Source organism: Streptomyces sp. NPDC006339 (assembly GCF_040612775.1).
In the GTDB taxonomy this organism is placed as follows: Bacteria; Actinomycetota; Actinomycetes; order Streptomycetales; family Streptomycetaceae; genus Streptomyces.
Genome location: NZ_JBEXQW010000003.1, coordinates 162152 through 184225, shown reverse-complemented (window position 1 = coordinate 184225; position 22074 = coordinate 162152). Strand labels below are relative to the sequence as shown.

Below are 22074 nucleotides of genomic sequence, written 5' to 3'. Positions count from 1 at the left end.
GCGAAGGGTGTCCTCTCCCGGCCGTGCGCGCGGCTCGCCGCCCGCGTCCGGGGCGTGTTCCGGCCGAGGTCGCCCCGGGCCGTGACCCGGCGGCCCGCGGGGGCGTTCACATCGGTGGCGGTCGCGCAGGAGCAGTGCCGCCGCCCCACGGCCGGATCCCCGGACCACCCGAGCGGCCCCCGCCGCGGGCGCCCCCGGGCCCGGCCGAGCCGCCCGGACCGCACAGAGAGCACCACACACCTGTCATGGCCCCCAGCCCCGCCCAGGTCCCCGGACCCTCCGCCGGACGCCCGTCCCACACCGGAGCTCCGCCACCGGGAACGGGCCCCGGGACGGCCCGCCCCGGAGAGCTCCCCGCGCTGCACGACGCCCTCGTCGGCGTCGCCCTTCCCGCCCTCGCCCTCAGTCCCCGCCACGGCCAGCTCACCGGCACCGGACTCGAAGGGATCTTCCTCGCCGGACGACGCCTCCTGTCCCGCTGCGTCCTGCGCGTGGCCGGCCGCGAGCCCGTCCCCCTCCACGGCCGCCCGGCCACCGCGGACCGCGCCGACTTCCTCGGTGTCCTGCGCACGCCGGGCGACACCGGCCCCGACCCGGGTCTCCTCGTCGAGCGGAACCGCGAGGCCGACGGGACCGAGCGGATCACCCTGCGCAGCTCCGCGAACCGGCCGCTGCGGCTCCCCGTGGAGCTCGCTCTGGGCACGGATCTCGCGGACCTGGGCGCGGTGGCGGCCGGGCGACCGGGGCCCGAGCTGGCCGCGAGCGTCCACGGCACCGGCCTTCGCTGGAGCCACGGTGACGGCACCGCCGTCACCGTCGCCGCCGACCCGCCGCCCCACGACGCGCTGGCGGCGGCCGGACTCCTCCGCTGGGAGGCGGAGCTGGCCCCGGGGGACCGCTTCGTCCTCACCCTCCGGATCAGCAGCGAGCGATCCCGCCGCCGGCAGAACCCCGGCACCGGCCGGCCGGGCGGGCACGCCCTGGCCGACGCCGTCGCCGAAGGAGACGACCCCCGGCTCGCGCCCCTGCTGTCCGCCTCCGTCGCCGACCTGCGCGCCCTGCTCCAGCGCGACCCCGCCCACCTCGCCGACGTCCACCTCGCGGCCGGAGTCCCCTGGCGCTGCGGCCCCGTCACCGCCGAAGCGCTCTGGGCCGCCCGGATGGCCCTGCCGCTCGGCACCCGGCTCGCCGCCACCACCCTCCGCGCCCTGGGCCGTACCCAACTCCTCGGCGACCGGCCCGAGTCCGGGCGCATCCCCGGGCCGCTCAGGGACGCCGGCCCCCTGCTCCCGGCCCGCTGCACCGGCGTCGAGGCCACCCTCGCCTTCCCCGCCGTCCTCGCCGAGGCCCGCCGCTGGGGCCTTCCCGAGCAGGACCTCGCGGAACTGCTCCCCGTCGCGGAGCGGTGCCTCGACTGGCTGCGCGGGGCCGTCGACGGCAGCGGCTTCGTGCCGGACCCGGGCCCCGCCGGGCCCACACGGGCCGAGACCCAGGCCCACGCGCACCGCGCGGCCGTGCTCGGCGCCGACCTGCTCGACGCCTGCGGCCAGCCCGGAGGGGACGCGTGGCGGGAGTGGGCACGGGCGCTGCGCGAGCGGTTCCGCGGGCGGTTCTGGCTGGACGACCCCTCCGGCGGCCGGCCGCTCCTCGCCCGCCTGCCCGACGGCCGCCCGCTGCCGCACCTGGGCGGCTGGGCCGCGCACCTCCTCGACACGGGGCTCACCGCCGCCGGCCGGCCGGCACCCGGGCTGCTCGACAAGGCGCAGACCGAGCGGCTGGCCCGGCTGCTCGCCGGCCCGGCGCTCGACTCCGGCTGGGGCCTGCGCGGCCTGGGCGAGAAGGAGCCCGGCTACAACCCCTTCGGGCACCGGTCGGGAGCGGTCCGGGTGCACGAGACGGCGGTCGCCGTCGCCGGGCTCGCCGCGGCCGGACACGAGCGCGAGGCGGCGTCGCTGCTGCGCGGCGTCCTCGACGCCGCCGAGGCATTCGACCACAGGCTTCCCGAGATGTACGCCGGGGAGCGGCGGACGAGCGGTGCCGTGCCGCTGCCGCACCCGGCGGCCTGCCGGCCGGCCGCGGTGGCCGCCGCGGCCGGGGTGCACCTGCTGACCGCGGTCGTCGGTGTCCGCCCCGACGCCCCCGGCCGGACGGTCGCCCTGCACCCGCTGCGCTCCGCCCCGCTCGGCGAGGTGCGGCTGTCGGGACTCCGGGTCGCGGGCGAGCCCTTCGCGGCGCGTGTCGGACGGCTCGGGCTCGGCATGGTCGAGGAGGCGGCGCCCGGCCTCCAGCTCGGTGGGTGACCCGCCACGGGCGTTTCGGCGGCGGACGGCGACACGGAGCGGAAGAACGGAGGGCGGGGGAGGGCGGGACGGAGAGGAAGTGGCGGCGGATCCGTCCGCGAGAGGTGTTTATCGTCAGGAAGACGACTATGATCACGGGCATGCCTCCCTACGACCCGTCGGCCTTTCCGCCCTTCGCCGTCACCGTCGATCTGGTCGTGCTCACCGTGCGGCGCCACGCCCTGTGCGCCCTGGTCGTGAAACGGGGGGAGGCCCCCTTCCAGGGGCGCTGGGCACTGCCGGGCGGCTTCGTCAGGGCCGACGAGGACCTCGACGCCGCCGCGGCGCGCGAACTGGTCGAAGAGACCGGACTCTGCGTCCACGACCCGGGCGCCCCGCCGCCCGTGCCGGGCAACGGGGCGCATCTCGAACAGCTCGCGACCTACGGGGCACCCGACCGGGACCCGCGGATGCGGGTGGTCAGCGTGGCGCACCTGGCGCTCGCGCCCGACCTTCCGGCGCCGCGGGCGGGCGGCGACGCCAACAGCGCGCGCTGGGCACCCGTCGAGGAGCTCCTCGGGGAGGACGGAGGCGCCGAGCCCGGGGGCGAGCCGCCGGTGCCGCTGGCCTTCGACCACGCCAGGATCCTGGCCGACGGGGTGGAGCGCGCCCGCTCGAAGATCGAGTACTCCTCGCTCGCCACCGCCTTCTGCCCGCCGGAGTTCACGGTCGGCGAGCTCCGACGGGTCTACGAGGCGGTGTGGGGAGTGGCCCTCGATCCCCGCAACTTCCACCGCAAGGTGACCGGCACGCCCGGGTTCCTCGTACCGGCGGGCGGGACCACGACCCGTCAGGGCGGCCGGCCGGCCCAGCTCTTCCGCGCCGGTGGGGCCACGCTGCTCAACCCGCCCATGCTCCGCCCGGAGGTCTGACGGGCGGTCGCCCACGCGCCCCGAGGCGTCAATCCTGCGCCAAAAGTCCGAAATGGGACGTTATCTTGCTGGGACAGCCGCCCTGCCGCGGAGCGGTCTCACCTACCCGCGAGAGAAGCGATGCTCCAGGCCATCGGACTCACCAGCACCCCCCGCCGGGACCTTCCGCCCGCCGTGGACGATCTCACCTTCGAGGCCCGGCCGGGCACCGTCACCGCCCTGCTCGGGCCGGCCGGCGCCGGCAAGACCACCGCCCTCCGGCTCATGCTGCAGCTCGAACCGGGCCGCGGCGTCACCTACTTCCGGGGCCGCCCGCTGCACCGCGTCGCCCACCCCGCCCGGGAGGTCGGCGTCCTCCTCGGCGACGTCCCCGGACATCCCTCCCGCACCCTGCGCAGCCAACTGCGCATGCTGTGCGCCGCCACCGGCGTCCCCGCCGCCCGCGCCGACGACATGCTCCGGGCCGTGGGCCTGACCGGCGTCCACGACCAGCGCATCGGCACCCTGTCCCGCGGCATGGACCGCCGACTCGGCCTCGCCTCCGCCCTGTTGGGCGACCCGCACACCCTGCTCCTCGACGAGCCCGCCGCCGGGCTCTCCGTACCCGAGAGCGCCTGGCTCCACGAACTGCTGCGCACCCATGCCGACGAGGGCGGCACCGTGCTCTACACCACCAGCGACCCCAAGGACGCCGCCCGCCATGCCGACCGGGTCGTCGCCCTCGACGGCGGCCGGCTCGTCGCCGACCAGGACGCCGCCGAGTTCGCTCGTACCCGGCTGCGCCCCCGGGTCGCGGTGCGCACGCCGCACGCGGCCCGGCTGGCCGCCGTCCTCGCCCAGGAGTCCCGGGCGGCCCGCCGCCCGGTCGAGGTGGTCACCGAGGGCGGCAACCGGCTCTCCGTCTACGGCAGCGACTGCGCCACCGTCGGCGAGACCGCCTTCCGTAACGGCGTCCTCCTCCACCGGCTCGCCGACGAGACCGGCGACGCCAAGCCCCAGGCCCCTCGGATCCAGGCCCTTCCGGCGCCGGGCGCCCTCCCCGCGGACACGACGCCCACGGACCCCCCGCCCGCCCCCGCGGCGGCGGCCGACGCCCCCGCCGCCCGCCGCCGGGCGCACCGCGCCCCGTACCGTTCGCCGCTGCGTCCGCTGCGCTACGAGGTCCGACGGTTGCTGGGGGTCCCCTCCACGCCGCTCGTCGCCGCCGGGGTGGTGCTGGTGTCCGTCGCCCTCGCGGTCCTGCTCGCGCGCAACGGGCGCACGCCGCTGCCCGCCCTCCTGGCCGGGTGGCCGGGGATCTCGCCGCTGCCGCCCGCGGCGATCGGGGCGGGGCTGCTCGGCGCCTTCTCGTTCGGGGAGGAATACCGGTATCCGGCCCTCACCACCGGGCGGGGCGCCGTCCCGCGCCGCCTGGGCCTGCTGCTGGCCAAGCTCACGGTGGCGGCGGGCGTCGGCGCGGTCCTGGCGGTGCTCGTGGTGGTGGCCGACCTGGAGGTGCTGCGCCTCGTCTACGGCGGCGAGTTGATTCCCGTACCGCGCAACTGGCCGACGCTGTCCGCCAATTGGTTCGGTCTGGTGATCGGCTGCGCGTGGGCCGGGGTGCTCGGGGCCGGGGTCTTCCGGGCCGCCGCCGCCGGAGTCGCGGCGGTCCTGTCCGTGCCCGTGGTCTTCGCGCCGCCGCTGCAGCGGATGCTCGCCGGGGTGCCCCGGCGCTCGGTGTCCGGACTTCCGGCCCGCCTGCGCGAGTTCGCCAGCGTCGAGTGGCCGTCGGCCGTCGACCGGTGGCTGATGGGTGCCCTGCGGGTGCTCGGACAGCCCGTGGGAGTGGCTCTGACGCTCACGTTGACGGTCCTGCTCTGCGCCTATGTGCTCACCGGCCGCCACAGTAGGGCGCGTTGGTGATCACTTCGGGATCGAGCGCTTCCGCTTCGACCGCAAGTCCCTTGAGAAATACCCGTTATGTCCGATTAATCGTCAATTGTGTAGCGAGTGCCGATCACCCTTTCGTGTGCTTTTCACCAAAGACCTCAAGGGGCGCGAGAACCAGGCCGACAAAGGATGCGTGAGTACCCTTGCGCACACGATGATGACCCCCGCCCGCCCCGTCGAGTCCGGCCTCGGCACGCCGGGCGACCTCGACCGCTACCCCTACGCGGAGGCGCCCGGAGCCGACCGTGTCGGACCGCCGGCCTGGGAGGCCACGGAGGACCTCGGCCGCGTCGGCCGCAGGACCGCCGGCAGCCGCGGCCGCGGGCTGCACGGACAGCTCGTCCAGCAGCTCGGCCAGATGATCGTCTCCGGCGACCTCGGCGCCGACCGCCCCCTCGTCCCCGAGGAGATCGGTCAGCGCTTCGAGGTCTCACGCACCGTCGTCCGCGAATCGCTGCGCGTGCTCGAGGCCAAGGGTCTGGTCAGTGCCCGCCCCAACGTCGGCACCCGGGTGCGCCCGGTCAGCGACTGGAACCTGCTCGACCCCGACATCATCGAGTGGCGCGCCTTCGGGCCACAGCGCGACGATCAGCGCCGGGAGCTGCACGAGCTCCGCTGGACCATCGAGCCCCTCGCCGCGCGACTGGCCGCGGGCCACGGCCGCGAGGACGTCCAGCAGCGCCTCTCCGACATGGTCGAGATCATGGGCCACGCCTACACCCAGGGAGACGGCATCACCTTCTCCCGCGCCGACGCCGAGTTCCACGCCCTGCTCATCCAGCTCGCCGGCAACCGCATGCTGGAGCACCTCTCCGGCATCGTCGGCGCCGCCCTCCAGGTCTCCGGGGCGCCCGCCACCGGCTGCGACCGCCCCAACGAGAACTGCCTCGCCCACCACGCCCGGATCGTCGACGCGCTCGCCGCCGGTGACGCCCTGGCCGCCGAGACCGCCATGCGCCAGCTCCTGACCGTCCACCCCGAGGTGGAGCGCGTGGTGCCGGCTCCCCGCGAGCACTGATCCGCCCCGTCGTGGGCAGGAGCACCCCGGGGCCCGCATCGCGTGCCGCCGGACCCGAGCGGAGCCCGGGGGCGGAGAACCGTCCCCGGGCGCGCCGGGGTCCGGCGGCACACGTCCGGACGGGCGGGTGCGGGGCCGGGACGCGGTGATCACGCCGCGTTTCGTATGTTTGATGGCGGATCGTCGCAAATGAGGTGTGACTCGGGCCACGCGGATTGGGCGTAACACTCCTCGAAGCCTCGCGATGACCTAAGAGGTGACAGCCGAGGAAGGAATACAGCAGCCGCTCACGGTGCTGTGCAGTTCCCCGGTCCAGCCCGCGCCGTCGGCACATTCCCGGCCGACGGTCGTCGGCTCCGGCCCGATCCAGGGCGGGGCCGGAAGCCGTTTCCATCGTTCCGAGAGGTTGTTCGTGTCGGCCAGCACATCCCGTACGCTCCCGCCGGAGATCGCCGAGTCCGAGTCTGTGATGGCGCTCATCGAGCGGGGAAAGGCTGATGGGCAGATCGCCGGCGATGACGTGCGTCGGGCCTTCGAGGCTGACCAGATTCCGCCAACCCAGTGGAAGAATGTTCTGCGCAGCCTCAATCAGATCCTCGAGGAAGAGGGTGTGACGCTGATGGTCAGTGCAGCGGAGTCGCCGAAGCGCGCCCGCAAGAGCGTCGCAGCGAAGAGCCCGGCCAAGCGCACCGCCACCAAGACCGTCACCGCCAGGACGACCGTGACGAAGACCGTCTCGGCCGCCTCCGCGGCCCCGGCGGCCGAGAGCGCGGACCCGGCCGACGAGGCCGGCGCGCCGGCCAAGAAGGCCGCCGCGAAGAAGACCGCCGCCAAGAAGACGGTGGCGAAGAAGGCCACCGCCAAGAAGACGGCGGCCAAGAAGACCACGTCCAAGAAGGACGACGAAGAGCTGCTCGAGGGCGAGGAGCTGCTCGAGGACGTCGCGCCCGGCAAGGGTGACGACGAGGAGGCCGAGGGCGAGAGCAAGGGCTTCGTCCTGTCCGACGAGGACGAGGACGACGCTCCGGCCCAGCAGGTCGCCGTCGCCGGTGCCACCGCGGACCCGGTGAAGGACTACCTCAAGCAGATCGGCAAGGTCCCGCTGCTCAACGCCGAGCAGGAGGTCGAGCTCGCCAAGCGCATCGAGGCCGGCCTGTTCGCCGAGGACAAGCTGGCGAACTCCGACAAGCTGGCCCCCAAGCTCAAGCGCGAGCTGGAGATCATCGCCGAGGACGGCCGCCGCGCCAAGAACCACCTGCTGGAGGCCAACCTCCGACTCGTGGTCTCGCTGGCCAAGCGCTACACCGGCCGCGGCATGCTCTTCCTGGACCTGATCCAGGAGGGCAACCTGGGTCTGATCCGCGCCGTCGAGAAGTTCGACTACACCAAGGGCTACAAGTTCTCCACGTACGCCACCTGGTGGATCCGTCAGGCGATCACCCGCGCCATGGCCGACCAGGCCCGCACCATCCGTATCCCGGTGCACATGGTCGAGGTCATCAACAAGCTCGCCCGTGTGCAGCGCCAGATGCTCCAGGACCTGGGCCGTGAGCCCACCCCGGAGGAGCTGGCCAAGGAGCTCGACATGACCCCGGAGAAGGTCATCGAGGTCCAGAAGTACGGCCGTGAGCCGATCTCGCTGCACACCCCGCTGGGCGAGGACGGCGACAGCGAGTTCGGTGACCTCATCGAGGACTCCGAGGCGGTCGTCCCGGCCGACGCGGTCAGCTTCACGCTTCTGCAGGAGCAGCTCCACTCGGTCCTCGACACGCTCTCCGAGCGTGAGGCGGGCGTCGTCTCCATGCGCTTCGGCCTCACCGACGGTCAGCCGAAGACGCTCGACGAGATCGGCAAGGTCTACGGCGTGACGCGTGAGCGCATCCGTCAGATCGAGTCGAAGACGATGTCGAAGCTGCGTCACCCGTCGCGCTCGCAGGTGCTGCGCGACTACCTCGACTGATCCCGCCGAGGGACGCGTACGACGAACGAAGGGCCCGGTTCCCCCGCGTGGGGAGCCGGGCCCTTCGGCGCATGCGCGGGTGCACGGGACGCCCACCTGGACGACGCTGGGTGAACCGACATCACCGGAGAGTCAGGAGGCTCCATGCGTCGTCCCCTCACCCGAGCACTGACCGGTGCCCTGGGCTTCATCGCCGCGGCGGCGGGACCGCTCGCCCCCGCGGCTCCCGCGTCCGCCGACAGCGTCGTGGTCGGCGGGCAGCCGACCCGTATCAGTGAGGCGCCCTGGGTGGTGGCGCTCTCCAGCCGTGACCGGTTCGGGGGTACGCGGGCCGGACAGTTCTGCGGAGGGGTGATCGTGGCCCCCACCAAGGTGCTCACCGCCGCGCACTGCCTCGGCCGTGACGTCCTCGGCGGGGAGCCCTCGCAGCTCCCCGACCTCAAGGTGATCGCCGGGCGCACCTCGCTGCGCGGACAGGGCGGTCAGGAGGTGCGGATCTCCGACACCTGGATCAATCCCGGCTACGACCGGTCGACCAACTCGGGCGACCTGGCGGTGCTCACCCTGGAGAAGGCGCTGCCGGCCTCGTACGTGATCGCGGTGGCGGCCCCCGGCGATCCGGCGGTCGCGCCGGGGACGCCGGCGAAGGTCTACGGCTGGGGCGACACGTCGGGCCACGGGACGTACGCGATGTCGCTGCGTTCGGCGCGGGTGCAGGTGCTGCCCGACGCGGCCTGCGAGCGGGCGTACCCGGGCGGCCTGGGCGCCGTCTACCGCGACGACACCATGCTGTGCGCGGGAGACCCGGACGGAGGCAAGGACGCCTGCCAGGGGGACAGCGGGGGGCCGCTGGTGGCGCAGGGGCGGCTGATCGGCCTGGTGTCCTGGGGGAGCGGCTGTGGGCAGGCGGAGAACCCCGGGGTCTACACCCGGGTCTCCGAAGTGCTGCCGCGGCGCTCCTGACGGAGTCTCCGTCTCGTGTGACCGGACGTCACGCCCCGGTCACCGTATGAGAACGGGCGGCCACCCCCTCGAGACGCGGGGATGGCCGCCCGTCGGCCGGATGTCAGGAACCGGCCCCTGGCTCGTCGTGGACGCGAGGCGTCAGTGCTCGTCTCCCATGGTGCGGGCCGGCACGTCGGTGAGCCGGTCCGTCTCATCCTGTATCTCTGCGGCGATCTTCTTGAGTTCCGGCTCGAACTTACGCCCGTGGTGGGCGCAGAAGAGCAAGTCACCGCCGCTGGTGAGGACGACACGCAGGTACGCCTGGGCGCCGCATCGGTCGCAGCGGTCAGCGGCCGTCAGGGGGCTCGCGGGGGTCAGAACAGTAGTCACGTCGCCTCTTCTCTAGCTCGACGAGCTGTCGTACCAGGGTCAACATCCAACCAGGCCGAAAACGTTCCCGCTCGTGGCTTTTCCTCGAAACTTTTTCCCAAGGTGGCTGTCTGCTGCCGGTTGGCGGCGAATGAGCCGTATTGCTTCGCTCTACGGGTTTCGCATTGCTGTGTGTGGTTGAGTCCCTCCGGCGGGTTGCCGGTTGTTCATGAGGACGTGCCCGAACCCTAAATGGTTCATGCCTGGAAGGGAACGTGATGTTCACGTCACCCCATCGAGGGATCGAACACCCATACGACTCTGGACTAGCATGAGGAATCAGGTGGGTGGCGTGACAACGGCTCTACCAGGCATCGGTACCCTCTGACCGGTGACCGACGCCGGGCCTTACCCCACCGGGCCAGTTTTCAAATTCAGCGAGGAGCGAACCGCGTGACCGCCGAGACGTCCGTGCCGTCCAGTGCGCTGCTGACCGCAGACCGTGACGGTTCCAACTACACCGCGCGGCACCTGCTCGTCCTCGAAGGGCTCGAAGCCGTCCGCAAGCGCCCCGGCATGTACATCGGGTCCACCGACAGCCGCGGCCTGATGCACTGCCTCTGGGAGATCATCGACAACTCCGTCGACGAGGCCCTCGGCGGCTACTGCGACCACATCGACGTCATCCTCCACGACGACGGCTCCGTCGAGGTCCGCGACAACGGCCGAGGCATCCCGGTCGACGTCGAGCCCAAGACCGGGCTCTCCGGCGTCGAGGTCGTCATGACCAAGCTCCACGCCGGTGGAAAGTTCGGCGGCGGCTCCTACGCGGCCTCCGGCGGTCTGCACGGCGTCGGCGCCTCCGTGGTGAACGCGCTCTCGGCCCGCCTCGACGTCGAGGTCGACCGCAACGGCGCCACGCACAGCATCAGCTTCCGCCGCGGCGTCCCCGGCATCTTCACCGAGCAGGGCCCCGACAGCCCCTTCGACCCGGCCGGCGGCCTCCTGAAGGGCAAGCGCGTCCCGAAGACCCGCACCGGCACCCGCGTGCGCTACTGGGCGGACCGCCAGATCTTCCTCAAGGACGCCAAGCTCTCCCTGGAGACGCTGCACCAGCGCGCCCGCCAGACCGCCTTCCTCGTCCCCGGCCTCACCATCGTCGTCCGCGACGAGCGCGACCTGGACGGCGTGGGCAAGAGCGAGGAGACGTTCCGCTTCGACGGCGGCATCAGCGAGTTCTGCGAGTTCCTCGCCCAGGACAAGGCCGTCTGCGACGTGCTGCGCCTCACCGGCCAGGGCACCTTCAAGGAGACCGTCCCGGTCCTCGACGACCGCGGCCACATGACCCCCACCGAGGTCACCCGCGAGCTCGGCGTCGACGTCGCCCTGCGCTGGGGCACCGGTTACGACACCACGGTCCGCTCCTTCGTCAACATCATCGCCACGCCCAAGGGCGGCACGCACGTCTCCGGCTTCGAGCAGGCGATCACCAAGACGGTCAACGAGGTGCTGCGCGCCACCAAGCTGCTGCGCGTGGCCGAGGACGACATCGTCAAGGACGACGCCCTCGAGGGCCTCACCGCCGTCGTCACCGTGCGCCTCGCCGAGCCGCAGTTCGAGGGCCAGACCAAGGAGGTGCTCGGCACCTCCGCGGCCCGCCGGATCGTCGCCAACGTGGTGGCCAGGGAGCTCAAGGCATTCCTGACCTCCACCAAGCGCGACGCCAAGGCCCAGGCCCGCGCCGTCCTGGAGAAGGCCGTCGCCGCCGCCCGCACCCGGATCGCGGCCCGGCAGCACAAGGAGGCGCAGCGCAGGAAGACGGCCCTGGAGACCTCCTCGCTGCCGGCCAAGCTCGCCGACTGCCGCAGCGACGACGTCGAGCGCAGCGAGCTCTTCATCGTCGAGGGAGACTCCGCGCTCGGCACCGCCAAGCTCGCCCGCAACAGCGAGTTCCAGGCCCTCCTGCCGATCCGCGGCAAGATCCTCAACGTCCAGAAGTCCTCCGTCTCGGACATGCTCAAGAACGCCGAGTGCGGAGCGATCATCCAGGTCATAGGAGCGGGCTCGGGCCGCACCTTCGACATCGACGCCGCCCGGTACGGGAAGGTCATCATGATGACCGACGCCGACGTCGACGGCTCCCACATCCGGACGCTGCTGCTGACCCTGTTCCAGCGCTACATGCGCCCCATGGTCGAGCAGGGCCGCGTCTTCGCCGCCGTGCCGCCGCTGCACCGCATCGAGCTGGTCCAGCCCAAGAAGGGCCAGGACAAGTACGTCTACACGTACTCGGACAACGAGCTGCGGCAGACCCTGCTCGAATTCCAGCGCAAGGGGGTCCGCTACAAGGACTCCATCCAGCGCTACAAGGGCCTCGGTGAGATGGACGCCGACCAACTGGCCGAGACCACCATGGACCCGCGCCACCGCACCCTGCGCCGGATCAACATCGGCGACCTGGAGGCGGCCGAGCAGGTCTTCGACCTGCTCATGGGCAACGACGTGGCGCCCCGCAAGGAGTTCATCACCAGCTCCGCGGCGACCCTCGACCGCTCGCGCATCGACGCCTGAGCCACCGCCCCCGGCGTCACAGGCGCCGGGGGTCTCTTCACACAATGGGGTGAAGAGGAGCGGGAGAAGAGTCCGGGATCTTCCCACTCTGTCCATCCTTGGCACGCGGCCGAAACGGTTCGCTGACAAGGAGAGTTCACCGGTGGAGAAGCAGGAAGGGCGCGACGCCGCGGCGGTGCGGTTCGACGATCCCTGGTACGACGAGCTGGCCGCCGGCTGGGGCGAGCACGACGCCGACGACGCACCCGACGGCGCCGACGCGAACGGCACGGCGGCGGCCTCGCCCGGGTCCGTCCCCCGGCAGCAGGCACAGACGCAGGCACAGGCGCAGACGCAGGCGCGGACAGGGGCACAGGCGCGGGCACCGCAGCCCGCCGCCGCCCCCAGCACCGCCGACATCTACCTGGAGGTCCAGCGCAGCCCCGCCTTCCAGGAGGTGCGCCGCCGCTACCGCCGCTTCGTCTTCCCGGCCGCCCTCGTCTTCCTCCTCTGGTACCTGGCCTACGTCGTCGCGGCGACCGCCGCCCCCGGCCTCATGGCCCGCCCCGTCGCCGGGGCGGTCAACGTCGCCATGGTCGCCGGACTCGGCCAGTTCGCCACCACGTTCCTGCTGACCTGGGCCTACGCGCGGCACGCGCGGCTGCGCCGGGACCGGGCGGCGCTCGAACTGCGCTGGGACACCCAGGAGATGACCCGGGGGGTGCGGCGGTGACCGGAGACCACCAGACCCTCGCGCTGCTGCTGTTCAGCGCGTTCATCGCGGTCACCCTGGGCATCACCACCTGGGTCAGCCGCAACCGGCACGGCTCGGCCGAGGAGTTCTACGCGGGAGGCCGGCTCTTCTCCCCGATGGAGAACGGATTCGCCATCGCCGGCGACTACATGTCCGCCGCCTCCTTCCTGGGCATCTCCGGCCTCATCGCGCTCTTCGGCTACGACGGCATGCTCTACTCCGTCGGCTTCCTCGTGGCCTGGCTGGTCGTGCTCCTCCTCGTCGCCGAACTCGTCCGCAACTGCGGTCGCTTCACCCTCGCCGACGTCGTCGCCTCGCGGATGGCCGAGCGCCCGGTCCGGATCGCCGCCGGCACCTCCTCCGTCACCGTGTCCGTGCTCTACCTGGTCGCGCAGATGGTCGGCGCCGGAAGCCTCGTCGCCCTGCTGCTCGGCGGCACCAGCGAAGCCGCCCGCTCCTGGACCGTGATCGGCGTCGGCGCGCTCATGGTCGTCTACGTGTCGCTCGGCGGCATGCGGGCCACCACCTGGATCCAGATCGTCAAGGCCGTGCTCCTCATGGCCGGCACGATCACCCTCACCGTGCTCGTCCTGATCCGCTTCCACGGCGACTTCGGCCACCTGCTCACCACCGCGGCCGAACGCAGCGGTCACGGCCGCGACTTCCTCGCCCCCGGACTGCGCTACGGCGGCGACTGGACCGCCCGGGTCGACTTCGTCAGCCTCGGTCTCGCCCTCGTCCTCGGCACCGCCGGCCTCCCACACATCCTGTCGCGCTTCTACACCGTCCCCACCGCCCGCGCGGCCCGGCGGTCCGTCGTCTGGGCCATCGGGCTCATCGGCGGCTTCTACCTGATGACCATCGTGCTCGGTTTCGGCGCGGCGGCCCTGGTCGGCCCCGACGCCGTCCGCGCCTCCAACAGCGCCGGCAACACCGCCGTACCCCTGCTCGCCCTCGACCTCGGCGGCGGAGCGGGCTCCACCGGCGGCACGGTCCTCTTCGCCGTCGTCGCCGCCGTCGCCTTCGCCACGATCCTGGCCGTCGTCGCCGGCATCACGCTCGCCTCCTCCGCCTCCGTCGCCCACGACCTCTACGCCTCGCTGCGCCGCCCGCACGCCAAGCGGTACAGCGAGGTGACCGTCGCCCGGCTCGCCGCCGCCGGGATCGGCGTGGCCGCCATCGGCCTCGGCCTGCTCGCCCGCGACCTCAACGTGGCCTTCCTCGTCGGCCTCGCCTTCGCGGTCGCCGCCTCCGCGAACCTCCCCGTGCTGCTCTACTCGCTGTTCTGGCGGAGGTTCACCACCCGTGGAGCGGTCTGGTCGGTCTACGGAGGTCTGATCCCCGCCGTCCTGCTCGTGCTCGTCTCCCCGGTCGTCTCCGGCACTCCCGAAGCCCTCTTCCCCGGCGTCGACTTCCGGCTCTTCCCGTTGCAGAACCCGGGCCTGGTGTCCATCCCGCTCGGATTCCTCGCGGGCTGGCTCGGGACCGTCACCTCGCCCGAGCCGCCCGACGAGGCCCGGCACGCCGAGACCGAGGTCCGGGCGCTCACGGGCGCCGGCGCCGTCTGACGAGCACCGGGGGCGGCGGCGAGGCCCGTGCCGCCGGTCGCGCCGGGGCCGCCGGATCAGCGCGTGGCCGAGGCCACCCACACGTAACGGTGCTCGGGGCGGCCCGTCTCGCCGTACTTCAGCGAGAGCCGCACCCGGCCGGTCCGCTCCAGGAGTTTGAGATAGCGCTGGGCGGTCTGCCGGCTCACCCCGGCCCGCTCGGCGATCTCCTGCGCCGACAGCGGCCCGTCCGCCGCGAGCAGCACCTGCCGCACCAGCTCCACCGTGGTGGGGGAGTGGCCCTTCGGCAGATCCGGCTCCACCGCCCCGGCCGACAGCGCCCCGAAGATCCGGTCCACCTCGGCCTGCTCCGCCTCGCCGCCGCCGTCGAGGGTGCGGCGCAGCGCCGCGTACGCGTCCAGCTTGGCGCGCAGCCCGGCGAAGCCGAACGGCTTCACCAGGTACTGCAACGCCCCGTGCCGCATCGCCGCCTGCACGGTCGCGACGTCACGGGCCGCCGTCACCATGATCACGTCGCACTGCCGGCCGAGGGCGCGCAGCTCCCGTACGACCCCGAGTCCGTTGCCGTCCGGCAGGTAGTGGTCGAGCAGCACCAGATCCACCGGCGGCTCCCCCTCGGCCAGTCGGGCCAGGGCCTCGGCCGCCGAGTGGGCGACGCCCACCACGTGGAAGTCCGGCACCTTCTCCACATAGGCGGCGTTGACCCGCGCGACCCGCACGTCGTCGTCGACGACCAGGACCCCGATCATCGCGCCTCCTCCACGGCCACGGGTTGCTCCCCGGCCACGGGGGCGAGCTCGCCGTCCGCCTCGCTCAGCGCCTCCGGCAGCACCACGGTGAACTCGGCTCCGCCGTCCGCGCCCGTACCCACCCGGGCGCTGCCGCCCCGGCGCTCCGCGAGCCGGCGCACCAGGGCGAGCCCCAGCCCCCGCTTGCCGTGCGCCGGAGGCTCCTTGGTGCTCCAGCCCTCGGTGAAGATCAGCTCGCGCCGCCCGTCGGGTACGCCGGGACCGCTGTCCGCCACGCGCAGCACCACCGTCCGGCCCTCGGTGCGCAGAGCCACCTCCACGCGCGCGTGGAGGCTGCCGGAGGCCGCGTCCAGGGCGTTGTCGACGAGGTTGCCGACCACCGTGACCAGCTCGCGCGGATCGACGAGCCGGTCCGGGAGCAGCGAGCCGGGCGCGACGCGCAGGGAGACGCCCCGCTCGGCGGCGACGGTGGCCTTGCCGACGAGGAGCGCGGCGACCAGCGGGTCGTGGACCTTCTCGGTGACCTGCTCGGCGGTCGCGCGGTGCACACCGACCACCTCGGTGACGAACGCGGCCGCGTCCTCGTACATCTCCAGTTCGAGCAGACCGAGCAGGGTGTGCATCCGGTTGGCGTGCTCGTGGTCCTGCGCGCGCAGGGCGTCGATCAGACCGCGCGTCGAGTCCAGTTCGCGGCCGAGCCGCTCCAGCTCGGTGCGGTCGCGCAGGGTGGCGACGGCGCCGCCGTCGTCGGTCGGCATCCGGTTGGCGATGAGCACCCGGCTGCCGCGCACGGTCACCAGGTCCTCGCCGGTCGCCCGGCCGGCGAGCACGTCGGCCGTCCGGCCCGTGCCCAGGACCTCGTCGAGCGGACGTCCGGTGGCCTCGGGACCGAGTCCGAGCAGCCGCTGGGCCTCGTCGTTCATCAGCCGGATCCGGCCGCCGCGGTCGAGGGCCACCACGCCCTCGCGGATGCCGTGCAGCATCGCCTCGCGCTCGGCGAGCAGCGCCGAGATGTCGGAGAAGGCCAGGTCGTGGGTCTGCCGCTGGAGCCGCCGTGAGATCAGATACGCGGCGAGCGCGCCCGCGGCGAGGGCGCCGCCGGCGTAGCGGAGCAGACCGGGGATCGCGGCGAGGAGCCGGTCGCGGACGCTGTCGTACTCGATGCCGACCGAGACCGCGCCGACGATCTCGCCGCGGCCGTCCCGCAGCGGCGCCTTGCCCCGGGCGGAGCGGCCCAGGGTGCCGCTGTCGATCTCCATCACCTCGTGGCCGGCGAGCACGTCGCTGGGGTCGGTGGAGACCACGCTGCCGATCCGGGCGGGGTCGGTGTGGGACCAGCGGACGCCCCGGGTGTCCATCACGACCACGTACTCGGCCCCCGTGGACCGCCGGATCCGCTCCGCCTCCGTCTGCACCGGCCCCGCGGCCGACGGCCGGGTGGTCCGCACCTCGGCGGCGATCCGCGGCGAGGCGGTGGTCTGCGCGATGGCGAGGGCCCGGCGCATGGCCTGGTCGTCGAGCTGGGCGCTGAGCGGGGCCAGGAACAGGCCCGTGGCGAGCACCGTCACCCCGGTCGCGATGGCGAGCTGCATCAGCAGGACCTGCGAGAACACCCGCTGGGGCCACCCGAACCTGCGCCGGCGGACGGGTGGCCGCGCGGAGGAGGAGGGTGCGGGGCTCATGGCGGAAACGGTACGGGGACGGGGGCGCCGACCGGAAATGCTCCCGCCGCGCACCGGACCGCCGGTTCCGGGATCCCGGCGAGGGCCTGCCTATCCTGGGGCTTCGCCCGAGCGGGCACCGCCCGCACGCACCGACGGCCAGGAGGCATGACCCTTGACCACCCAGCAGATCCCCGTCGTCGTCCTCGCCGGGTTTCTCGGGGCGGGGAAGACGACCCTGCTCAACCATCTGCTGCGCAGCGCGCGCGGGACGCGGATCGGGGTCATGGTCAACGACTTCGGCGACATCGGCATCGACGCCATGACCGTCGCCGGGCAGGTCGGCTCCACCGTCTCCCTCGGCAATGGCTGCCTGTGCTGCGCCGTCGACGCGAGCGAGCTGGACGAGTATCTGGAGGTGCTGACCCGCCCCGAGCTCCGCCTGGACGTGATCGTGATCGAGGCCAGCGGCCTCGCCGAGCCGCAGGAGCTGGTCCGCATGGTGCTGGCCAGCGACAACGAGCGGATCGTCTACGGCGGACTGGTCGAGGTGGTCGACGCCGCCGAGTTCGCGGGCACCCGTGCCCGCCACCCGGAGACCGACCGCCACCTCGCCGCCGCGGACCTCGTCGTCGTCAACAAGGCCGACCGCGTCTCGCCCGAGGAGCTCCGTACCGTACGGGAGACGGTCACCGGCCTCGCCGGACGGGCGGCCGTGGTCGAGGCCGTCCAGGGCCGCGTCGACCCCGAGCTGCTCTTCGACCGGGTCGTGCCCGAGGGCGAGATCACCGGCCAGATGTCGATCGAGGACATCCTGTACGGCTCCGAGGACGGGGACGACGCCCACCCGCACGCGGCCTACGAGACCGTCTCGCTGACGGCCTCGACCCCGCTGCACCCGCGCCGCCTGATGGCCTTCCTCGACTCGCGCCCCGAGGGCCTCTACCGCATCAAGGGCTTCGTCGACTTCGGCACCGCCGACCCGGCCAACCGCTACGGCGTCCACGCGGTCGGCCGCTTCCTGCGCTTCTCGCCCGAGCCCTGGCCCGAGGGCGAGCCCCGGCTGACCCAGCTCGTGCTCATCGGCACCGGTGTCGACGCCGCCGCGCTGCGCAAGGAGCTCGCCGCCTGCGAGCAGAACGGCCCCGGGGACCTTCCCGACGAGACCAGCATGTGGGGCGTGCTGCGGTACGTGCCCGGCACCGAGGACGAGCCGGACGCCGCCGCCTCCTGAGCGGGCGTGCGTACGCCGACGCCCCCCGGTCCGCGCCGACGCGTGGACCGGGGGGCGTCCTCGTACCGGATCCGAGCCTTCGTACGGAACCCCGTACGCAGCCGGAGCCGGCCGGTCAGCCGAGCGGTCCGGCCACCACGTCCACCGGCTTGGCCAGCGGGGTGCCCGAGCCGTCGCGGCGCGGGTCGGGCTCCGGCAGGTCGACCGGGGTGCCGTTCTTCTGGGCGGCGCGGGCCGGGGTCGGCCCCGCCCAGGCCAGGAGCAGGACGTCCTCGCCCTTCAGGAAGCGCTGGCAGCGGACGCCGCCGGTGGCACGGCCCTTGCGCGGGTACTGGTCGAACGGGGTGAGCTTGGCGGAGGTCGGTGCCGCGCCGGTGAGCGTGCCGGAGGATCCCGCCACCGTGAACACGGCGGCGTCCGCCGCCGGGTCCACCGCGGTGAACGAGATCACCTCGGCGCCCGCCGACAGCTTGATGCCGGCCATGCCGCCCGCGGGACGGCCCTGCGGCCGCACCTGGGAGGCCGGATAGCGCAGCAACTGGGCGTCCGAGGTGATGAAGACGAGGTCCTCCTCACCCGTGCGCAGCTCGGTGGCGCCGACGATCCGGTCGCCCTCCTTGAGGGTGATGACCTCCAGCTCGTCCTTGTTCGCCGGATAGTCGGGCACCACGCGCTTGACCACACCCTGGAGCGTGCCGAGGGCCAGGCCGGGCGATGCCTCCTCCAGCGTCGTCAGGCAGACCACCGTCTCGTCCGGCTCCAGGGACACGAACTCGGCCAGCGGCGCGCCGCCCGCCAGCGTGGGCGCGCTCGCCGTGTCGGGGAGCTGCGGCAGGTCGATGACCGCGATCCGCAGCAGCCGGCCGGCCGAGGTCACCACGCCGATGTCACCGCGCTGGGTCGCCGCGACCGTCGAGACGATCACGTCGTGCTTGGCGCGCTTGCCGTCCTGCACGGCCGGCAGTTGCTCGGTCACCGTGCGGGCCAGCAGTCCGGTCGAGGACAGCAGCACCCGGCAGGGGTCGTCCGCGACCTCCAGGGAGACGGCCGACACCGGGGCGCCCGCCGACTCCAGCAGGACCGTGCGCCGCTCGGTGGCGAACTTCTTCGCGACCGCCGCGAGCTCCGCCGAGACCAGCTTGCGCAGCTCCGCGTCGGACTCCAGGATCCCGGTCAGCTCGTCGATCTCGCCGTTGAGCCGGTCGCGCTCGCTCTCCAGCTCGATCCGGTCGAACTTGGTGAGCCGGCGCAGTGGGGTGTCCAGGATGTACTGCGTCTGGATCTCGCTCAGCGAGAAGCGCTCCATCAGGCGCTCCTTGGCCTCCGCCGAGTTCTCGCTCTGCCGGATCAGCCGGATGACCTCGTCGATGTCGAGCAGCGCGACGAGCAGGCCCTCCACCAGGTGGAGCCGGTCGCGCTTCTTGGTCCGGCGGAACTCGGAGCGCCGCCGGACGACGTCGAAGCGGTGGTCGAGATAGACCTCCAGGAGCTCCTTCAGACCGAGGGTGAGCGGCTGGCCGTCGACCAGCGCCACGTTGTTGATGCCGAAGGACTCCTCCATCGGCGTCAGCTTGTAGAGCTGCTCCAGGACCGCCTCCGGCACGAAGCCGTTCTTCACCTCGATGACCAGGCGCAGGCCGTGGTTGCGGTCGGTGAGGTCCTTGACGTCGGCGATGCCCTGGAGCTTCTTGGCGTTGACCAGGTCCTTGATCTTGGAGATGACCTTCTCGGGACCGACCGTGAAGGGCAGTTCCGTGACGACGATGCCCTTGCGGCGCGCCGTCACGTTCTCCACGGTGGCGGTCGCGCGGATCTTGAAGGTGCCGCGGCCCGTCTCGTACGCGTCCTTGATGCCGGACAGGCCGACGATCCGGCCGCCCGTGGGCAGGTCGGGACCCGGCACGAAGCGCATCAGCGCCTCCAGGTCCGCGTTCGGGTGCCGGATCAGGTGGCGGGCCGCCGCGACGACCTCGCCCAGGTTGTGCGGGGGCATGTTGGTCGCCATGCCGACCGCGATCCCGGACGCGCCGTTGACCAGCAGGTTCGGATACGCGGCGGGGAGCGCGACCGGCTCCTGCTCCTGGCCGTCGTAGTTCGGCGCGAAGTCCACGGTGTCCTCGTCGATGGACTCCGTCATGAGCAGCGCGGCCGGGGCCATCCGCGACTCCGTGTACCGCATGGCGGCCGGCGGGTCGTCGTTGCCGAGCGAGCCGAAGTTGCCGTGGCCGTCGACGAGCGGCACGCGCATGGAGAAGGGCTGCGCCATGCGGACCATCGCGTCGTAGATCGACGCGTCGCCGTGCGGGTGCAGCTTGCCCATGACCTCGCCGACGACGCGGGCGCACTTCACGAAGCCGCGGTCGGGCCGCAGCCCCATCTCGTTCATCTGGTAGACGATGCGCCGCTGCACGGGCTTCATGCCGTCGCGGGCGTCGGGCAGCGCGCGGGAGTAGATGACCGAGTACGCGTACTCGAGGAAGGAGCCCTGCATCTCGTCAACGACGTCGATGTCGAGGATTCGCTCCTCGAACGCGTCGTCCGGCGGCGGTGTCTTCGTGCTGCGGCGGGCCATCGCGGCTGCGGCTCCTTCACCAACATGGTTGATCTGACGCGGACCATTGTGGACCGTGCCACCGACAACGCCGACCGCGACCCGGAAGAGGGACATCCGATACGGCCGGGAACTTCGCCAGGTGTCGGCGCGCTTGCATACAGTGGCAGGACTTTTTCACATCGCGATCGAAGGGACGTACATGCCCATGGGTCACACGGCCACGGCCGAGACCGGCTCCGGCGGCCTGACAGCGACCGAGCACCGGCTGGCCAACGGCCTGCGCGTGGTGCTCTCCGAGGACCACCTGACCCCGGTCGCCGCGGTCTGCCTCTGGTACGACGTCGGCTCGCGCCACGAGGTGAAGGGCCGCACCGGCCTCGCCCACCTCTTCGAGCACCTGATGTTCCAGGGCTCGAAGCAGGTCCACGGCAACGGTCACTTCGAGCTGGTGCAGGGCGCCGGAGGCTCGCTCAACGGCACGACGAGCTTCGAGCGCACCAACTACTTCGAGACCATGCCCGCCCACCAGCTCGAGCTGGCGCTCTGGCTGGAGGCCGACCGCATGGGCTCGCTGCTCGCGGCCCTGGACGACGAGTCCATGGAGAACCAGCGGGACGTCGTCAAGAACGAGCGCCGCCAGCGCTACGACAACGTGCCGTACGGCACCGCCTTCGAGCGGCTGACCGCCCTCGCGTACCCGGAAGGCCACCCGTACCACCACACCCCGATCGGCTCGATGGCCGACCTGGACGCCGCCACCCTGGAAGACGCCCGGAACTTCTTCCGCACCTACTACGCGCCGAACAACGCGGTGCTCTCGGTCGTCGGCGACATCGACCCGCAGCAGACCCTCGCCTGGGTGGAGAAGTACTTCGGCTCCATCCCCGGCCACGACGGCAAGCCCGAGCCGCGCGACGGCTCGCTGCCCGACGTCATCGGCGAGCAGCTCCGCGAGGTCGTCGAGGAGGAGGTCCCGGCGCGTGCGCTGATGGCCGCCTACCGGCTGCCGCACGACGGCACGCGCGCGTGCGACGCGGCCGACCTCGCCCTGACCGTCCTCGGCGGCGGCGAGTCCTCCCGGCTCCACAACCGGCTGGTCCGCCGTGACCGCACGGCCGTCGCCGCCGGTTTCGGCCTGCTGCGGCTCGCCGGCGCGCCCTCGCTGGGCTGGCTGGACGTCAAGACCTCCGGCGGCGTCGAGGTGCCGCGGATCGAGGCGGCCGTCGACGAGGAGCTCGCCCGCTTCGCGGCCGAGGGCCCGACGCCCGAGGAGATGGAGCGCGCCCAGGCCCAGTTGGAGCGCGAGTGGCTGGACCGGCTCGGCACGGTCGCCGGCCGCGCCGACGAACTGTGCCGGTACGCGGTGCTGTTCGGCGACCCGCAGCTCGCCCTGACGGCCGTGAACCGGGTCCTCGACGTCACCGCCGAGGAGGTGCGGGAGGTCGCCGCGGCCCGGCTGCGCCCGGACAACCGCGCCGTCCTGGTCTACGAGCCGGTGGCCGGCGAACAGAGCGACAGCGACGAGGAAGAGGGAGCGGACCAGTGACCGACGCTGCCGCGTCTTTGACGAGC

15 protein-coding genes are annotated in these 22074 nt (G+C 72.9%); 11 read left to right on the top strand and 4 right to left on the bottom strand.

The window, feature by feature from the left end; all coding sequences use genetic code 11:
* The first annotated feature begins 245 nt into the window (after nt 1-245).
* From ABZ135_RS03610 to ABZ135_RS03585, 6 genes are all read left to right on the top strand, one after another.
* Nucleotides 246-2300, top strand: a complete 2055-nt coding sequence (locus ABZ135_RS03610) for a glycogen debranching N-terminal domain-containing protein (protein ID WP_356691344.1) — start codon at nt 246-248, stop codon at nt 2298-2300.
* Nucleotides 2301-2440: 140 nt separating this feature from the next.
* The gene (locus ABZ135_RS03605; RefSeq protein WP_356691342.1) at nt 2441-3211 is read left to right on the top strand and encodes an NUDIX domain-containing protein; all 771 of its coding nucleotides are present in this window, start codon (nt 2441-2443) and stop codon (nt 3209-3211) included.
* Nucleotides 3212-3331: 120 nt separating this feature from the next.
* Nucleotides 3332-5113 (top strand): ABC transporter ATP-binding protein, encoded by a 1782-nt coding sequence (locus ABZ135_RS03600; RefSeq protein WP_356691340.1) that lies wholly within the window; start codon nt 3332-3334, stop codon nt 5111-5113.
* Nucleotides 5114-5273: 160 nt separating this feature from the next.
* Nucleotides 5274-6158: an FCD domain-containing protein gene (locus tag ABZ135_RS03595; protein WP_356691338.1), complete on the top strand. Its 885-nt coding sequence runs from the start codon at nt 5274-5276 to the stop codon at nt 6156-6158.
* Between the two features lie 412 nt (nt 6159-6570).
* A complete protein-coding gene (locus ABZ135_RS03590; RefSeq protein ID WP_356691336.1) occupies nt 6571-8118 on the top strand; it encodes an RNA polymerase sigma factor in 1548 nt (515 codons plus the stop codon).
* Between the two features lie 144 nt (nt 8119-8262).
* On the top strand, nt 8263-9081 hold the full coding sequence (locus ABZ135_RS03585; RefSeq protein WP_356691334.1) for a serine protease: 819 nt from the start codon (nt 8263-8265) through the stop codon (nt 9079-9081).
* Nucleotides 9082-9222: 141 nt separating this feature from the next.
* On the opposite strand, the gene ABZ135_RS03580 is transcribed toward ABZ135_RS03585, so the two are convergent.
* Nucleotides 9223-9453: a hypothetical protein gene (locus ABZ135_RS03580; RefSeq protein WP_046910811.1), complete on the bottom strand. Its 231-nt coding sequence runs from the start codon at nt 9451-9453 to the stop codon at nt 9223-9225.
* 432 nt (nt 9454-9885) lie between these two features.
* On the opposite strand from ABZ135_RS03580, the gene ABZ135_RS03575 reads away from it, so the two are divergent.
* The 3 genes from ABZ135_RS03575 to ABZ135_RS03565 all read left to right on the top strand — a co-directional run bounded on the left by ABZ135_RS03575 (nt 9886) and on the right by ABZ135_RS03565 (nt 14304).
* The gene (locus ABZ135_RS03575; protein WP_356691332.1) at nt 9886-12003 is read left to right on the top strand and encodes a DNA topoisomerase IV subunit B; all 2118 of its coding nucleotides are present in this window, start codon (nt 9886-9888) and stop codon (nt 12001-12003) included.
* A gap of 142 nt (nt 12004-12145) precedes the next feature.
* Nucleotides 12146-12715 carry a DUF485 domain-containing protein gene (locus tag ABZ135_RS03570; RefSeq protein WP_356691330.1) on the top strand — a complete coding sequence of 190 codons (570 nt, stop codon included), beginning with the start codon at nt 12146-12148 and terminating at the stop codon, nt 12713-12715.
* Nucleotides 12712-14304: a cation acetate symporter gene (locus ABZ135_RS03565; protein WP_356691328.1), complete on the top strand. Its 1593-nt coding sequence runs from the start codon at nt 12712-12714 to the stop codon at nt 14302-14304. Before ABZ135_RS03570 ends, ABZ135_RS03565 begins: the two co-directional genes overlap by 4 nt.
* Nucleotides 14305-14360: 56 nt before the next feature.
* On the opposite strand, the gene ABZ135_RS03560 is transcribed toward ABZ135_RS03565, so the two are convergent.
* Both ABZ135_RS03560 and ABZ135_RS03555 read right to left on the bottom strand, forming a co-directional pair.
* Nucleotides 14361-15053 (bottom strand): response regulator, encoded by a 693-nt coding sequence (locus tag ABZ135_RS03560; RefSeq protein ID WP_356691326.1) that lies wholly within the window; start codon nt 15051-15053, stop codon nt 14361-14363.
* Entirely contained in the window at nt 15050-16735 is a 1686-nt protein-coding gene (locus ABZ135_RS03555; protein WP_356691324.1) for a sensor histidine kinase, read from the bottom strand. Before ABZ135_RS03555 ends, ABZ135_RS03560 begins: the two co-directional genes overlap by 4 nt.
* A 154-nt stretch (nt 16736-16889) precedes the next feature.
* Here ABZ135_RS03555 and ABZ135_RS03550 point away from each other — a divergent pair, with 154 nt between their 5' ends.
* The gene (locus tag ABZ135_RS03550; RefSeq protein WP_356691322.1) at nt 16890-17948 is read left to right on the top strand and encodes a GTP-binding protein; all 1059 of its coding nucleotides are present in this window, start codon (nt 16890-16892) and stop codon (nt 17946-17948) included.
* Nucleotides 17949-18063: 115 nt separating this feature from the next.
* Here the strand turns inward: ABZ135_RS03550 and ABZ135_RS03545 are convergent, their stop codons facing one another.
* A complete protein-coding gene (locus ABZ135_RS03545) occupies nt 18064-20520 on the bottom strand; it encodes a DNA topoisomerase IV subunit A (protein WP_356691320.1) in 2457 nt (818 codons plus the stop codon).
* A gap of 181 nt (nt 20521-20701) precedes the next feature.
* Between ABZ135_RS03545 and ABZ135_RS03540 the strand changes: the two genes are divergently transcribed.
* The gene (locus tag ABZ135_RS03540) at nt 20702-22048 is read left to right on the top strand and encodes a pitrilysin family protein (protein WP_356691318.1); all 1347 of its coding nucleotides are present in this window, start codon (nt 20702-20704) and stop codon (nt 22046-22048) included.
* Nucleotides 22049-22074 lie beyond the last annotated feature (26 nt).

What these genes read in the sequence shown, in the direction of transcription:
- ABZ135_RS03600 (WP_356691340.1), top strand. Translation starts at nt 3,332, where the DNA reads ATGCTCCAGGCCATCGGACTCACCAGCACCCCCCGCCGGGACCTTCCG.
- ABZ135_RS03555 (WP_356691324.1), bottom strand. Translation starts at nt 16,735, where the DNA reads ATGAGCCCCGCACCCTCCTCCTCCGCGCGGCCACCCGTCCGCCGGCGC.
- ABZ135_RS03605 (WP_356691342.1), top strand. Translation starts at nt 2,441, where the DNA reads ATGCCTCCCTACGACCCGTCGGCCTTTCCGCCCTTCGCCGTCACCGTC.
- ABZ135_RS03560 (WP_356691326.1), bottom strand. Translation starts at nt 15,053, where the DNA reads ATGATCGGGGTCCTGGTCGTCGACGACGACGTGCGGGTCGCGCGGGTC.
- ABZ135_RS03585 (WP_356691334.1), top strand. Translation starts at nt 8,263, where the DNA reads ATGCGTCGTCCCCTCACCCGAGCACTGACCGGTGCCCTGGGCTTCATC.
- ABZ135_RS03545 (WP_356691320.1), bottom strand. Translation starts at nt 20,520, where the DNA reads ATGGCCCGCCGCAGCACGAAGACACCGCCGCCGGACGACGCGTTCGAG.
- ABZ135_RS03540 (WP_356691318.1), top strand. Translation starts at nt 20,702, where the DNA reads ATGCCCATGGGTCACACGGCCACGGCCGAGACCGGCTCCGGCGGCCTG.
- ABZ135_RS03610 (WP_356691344.1), top strand. Translation starts at nt 246, where the DNA reads ATGGCCCCCAGCCCCGCCCAGGTCCCCGGACCCTCCGCCGGACGCCCG.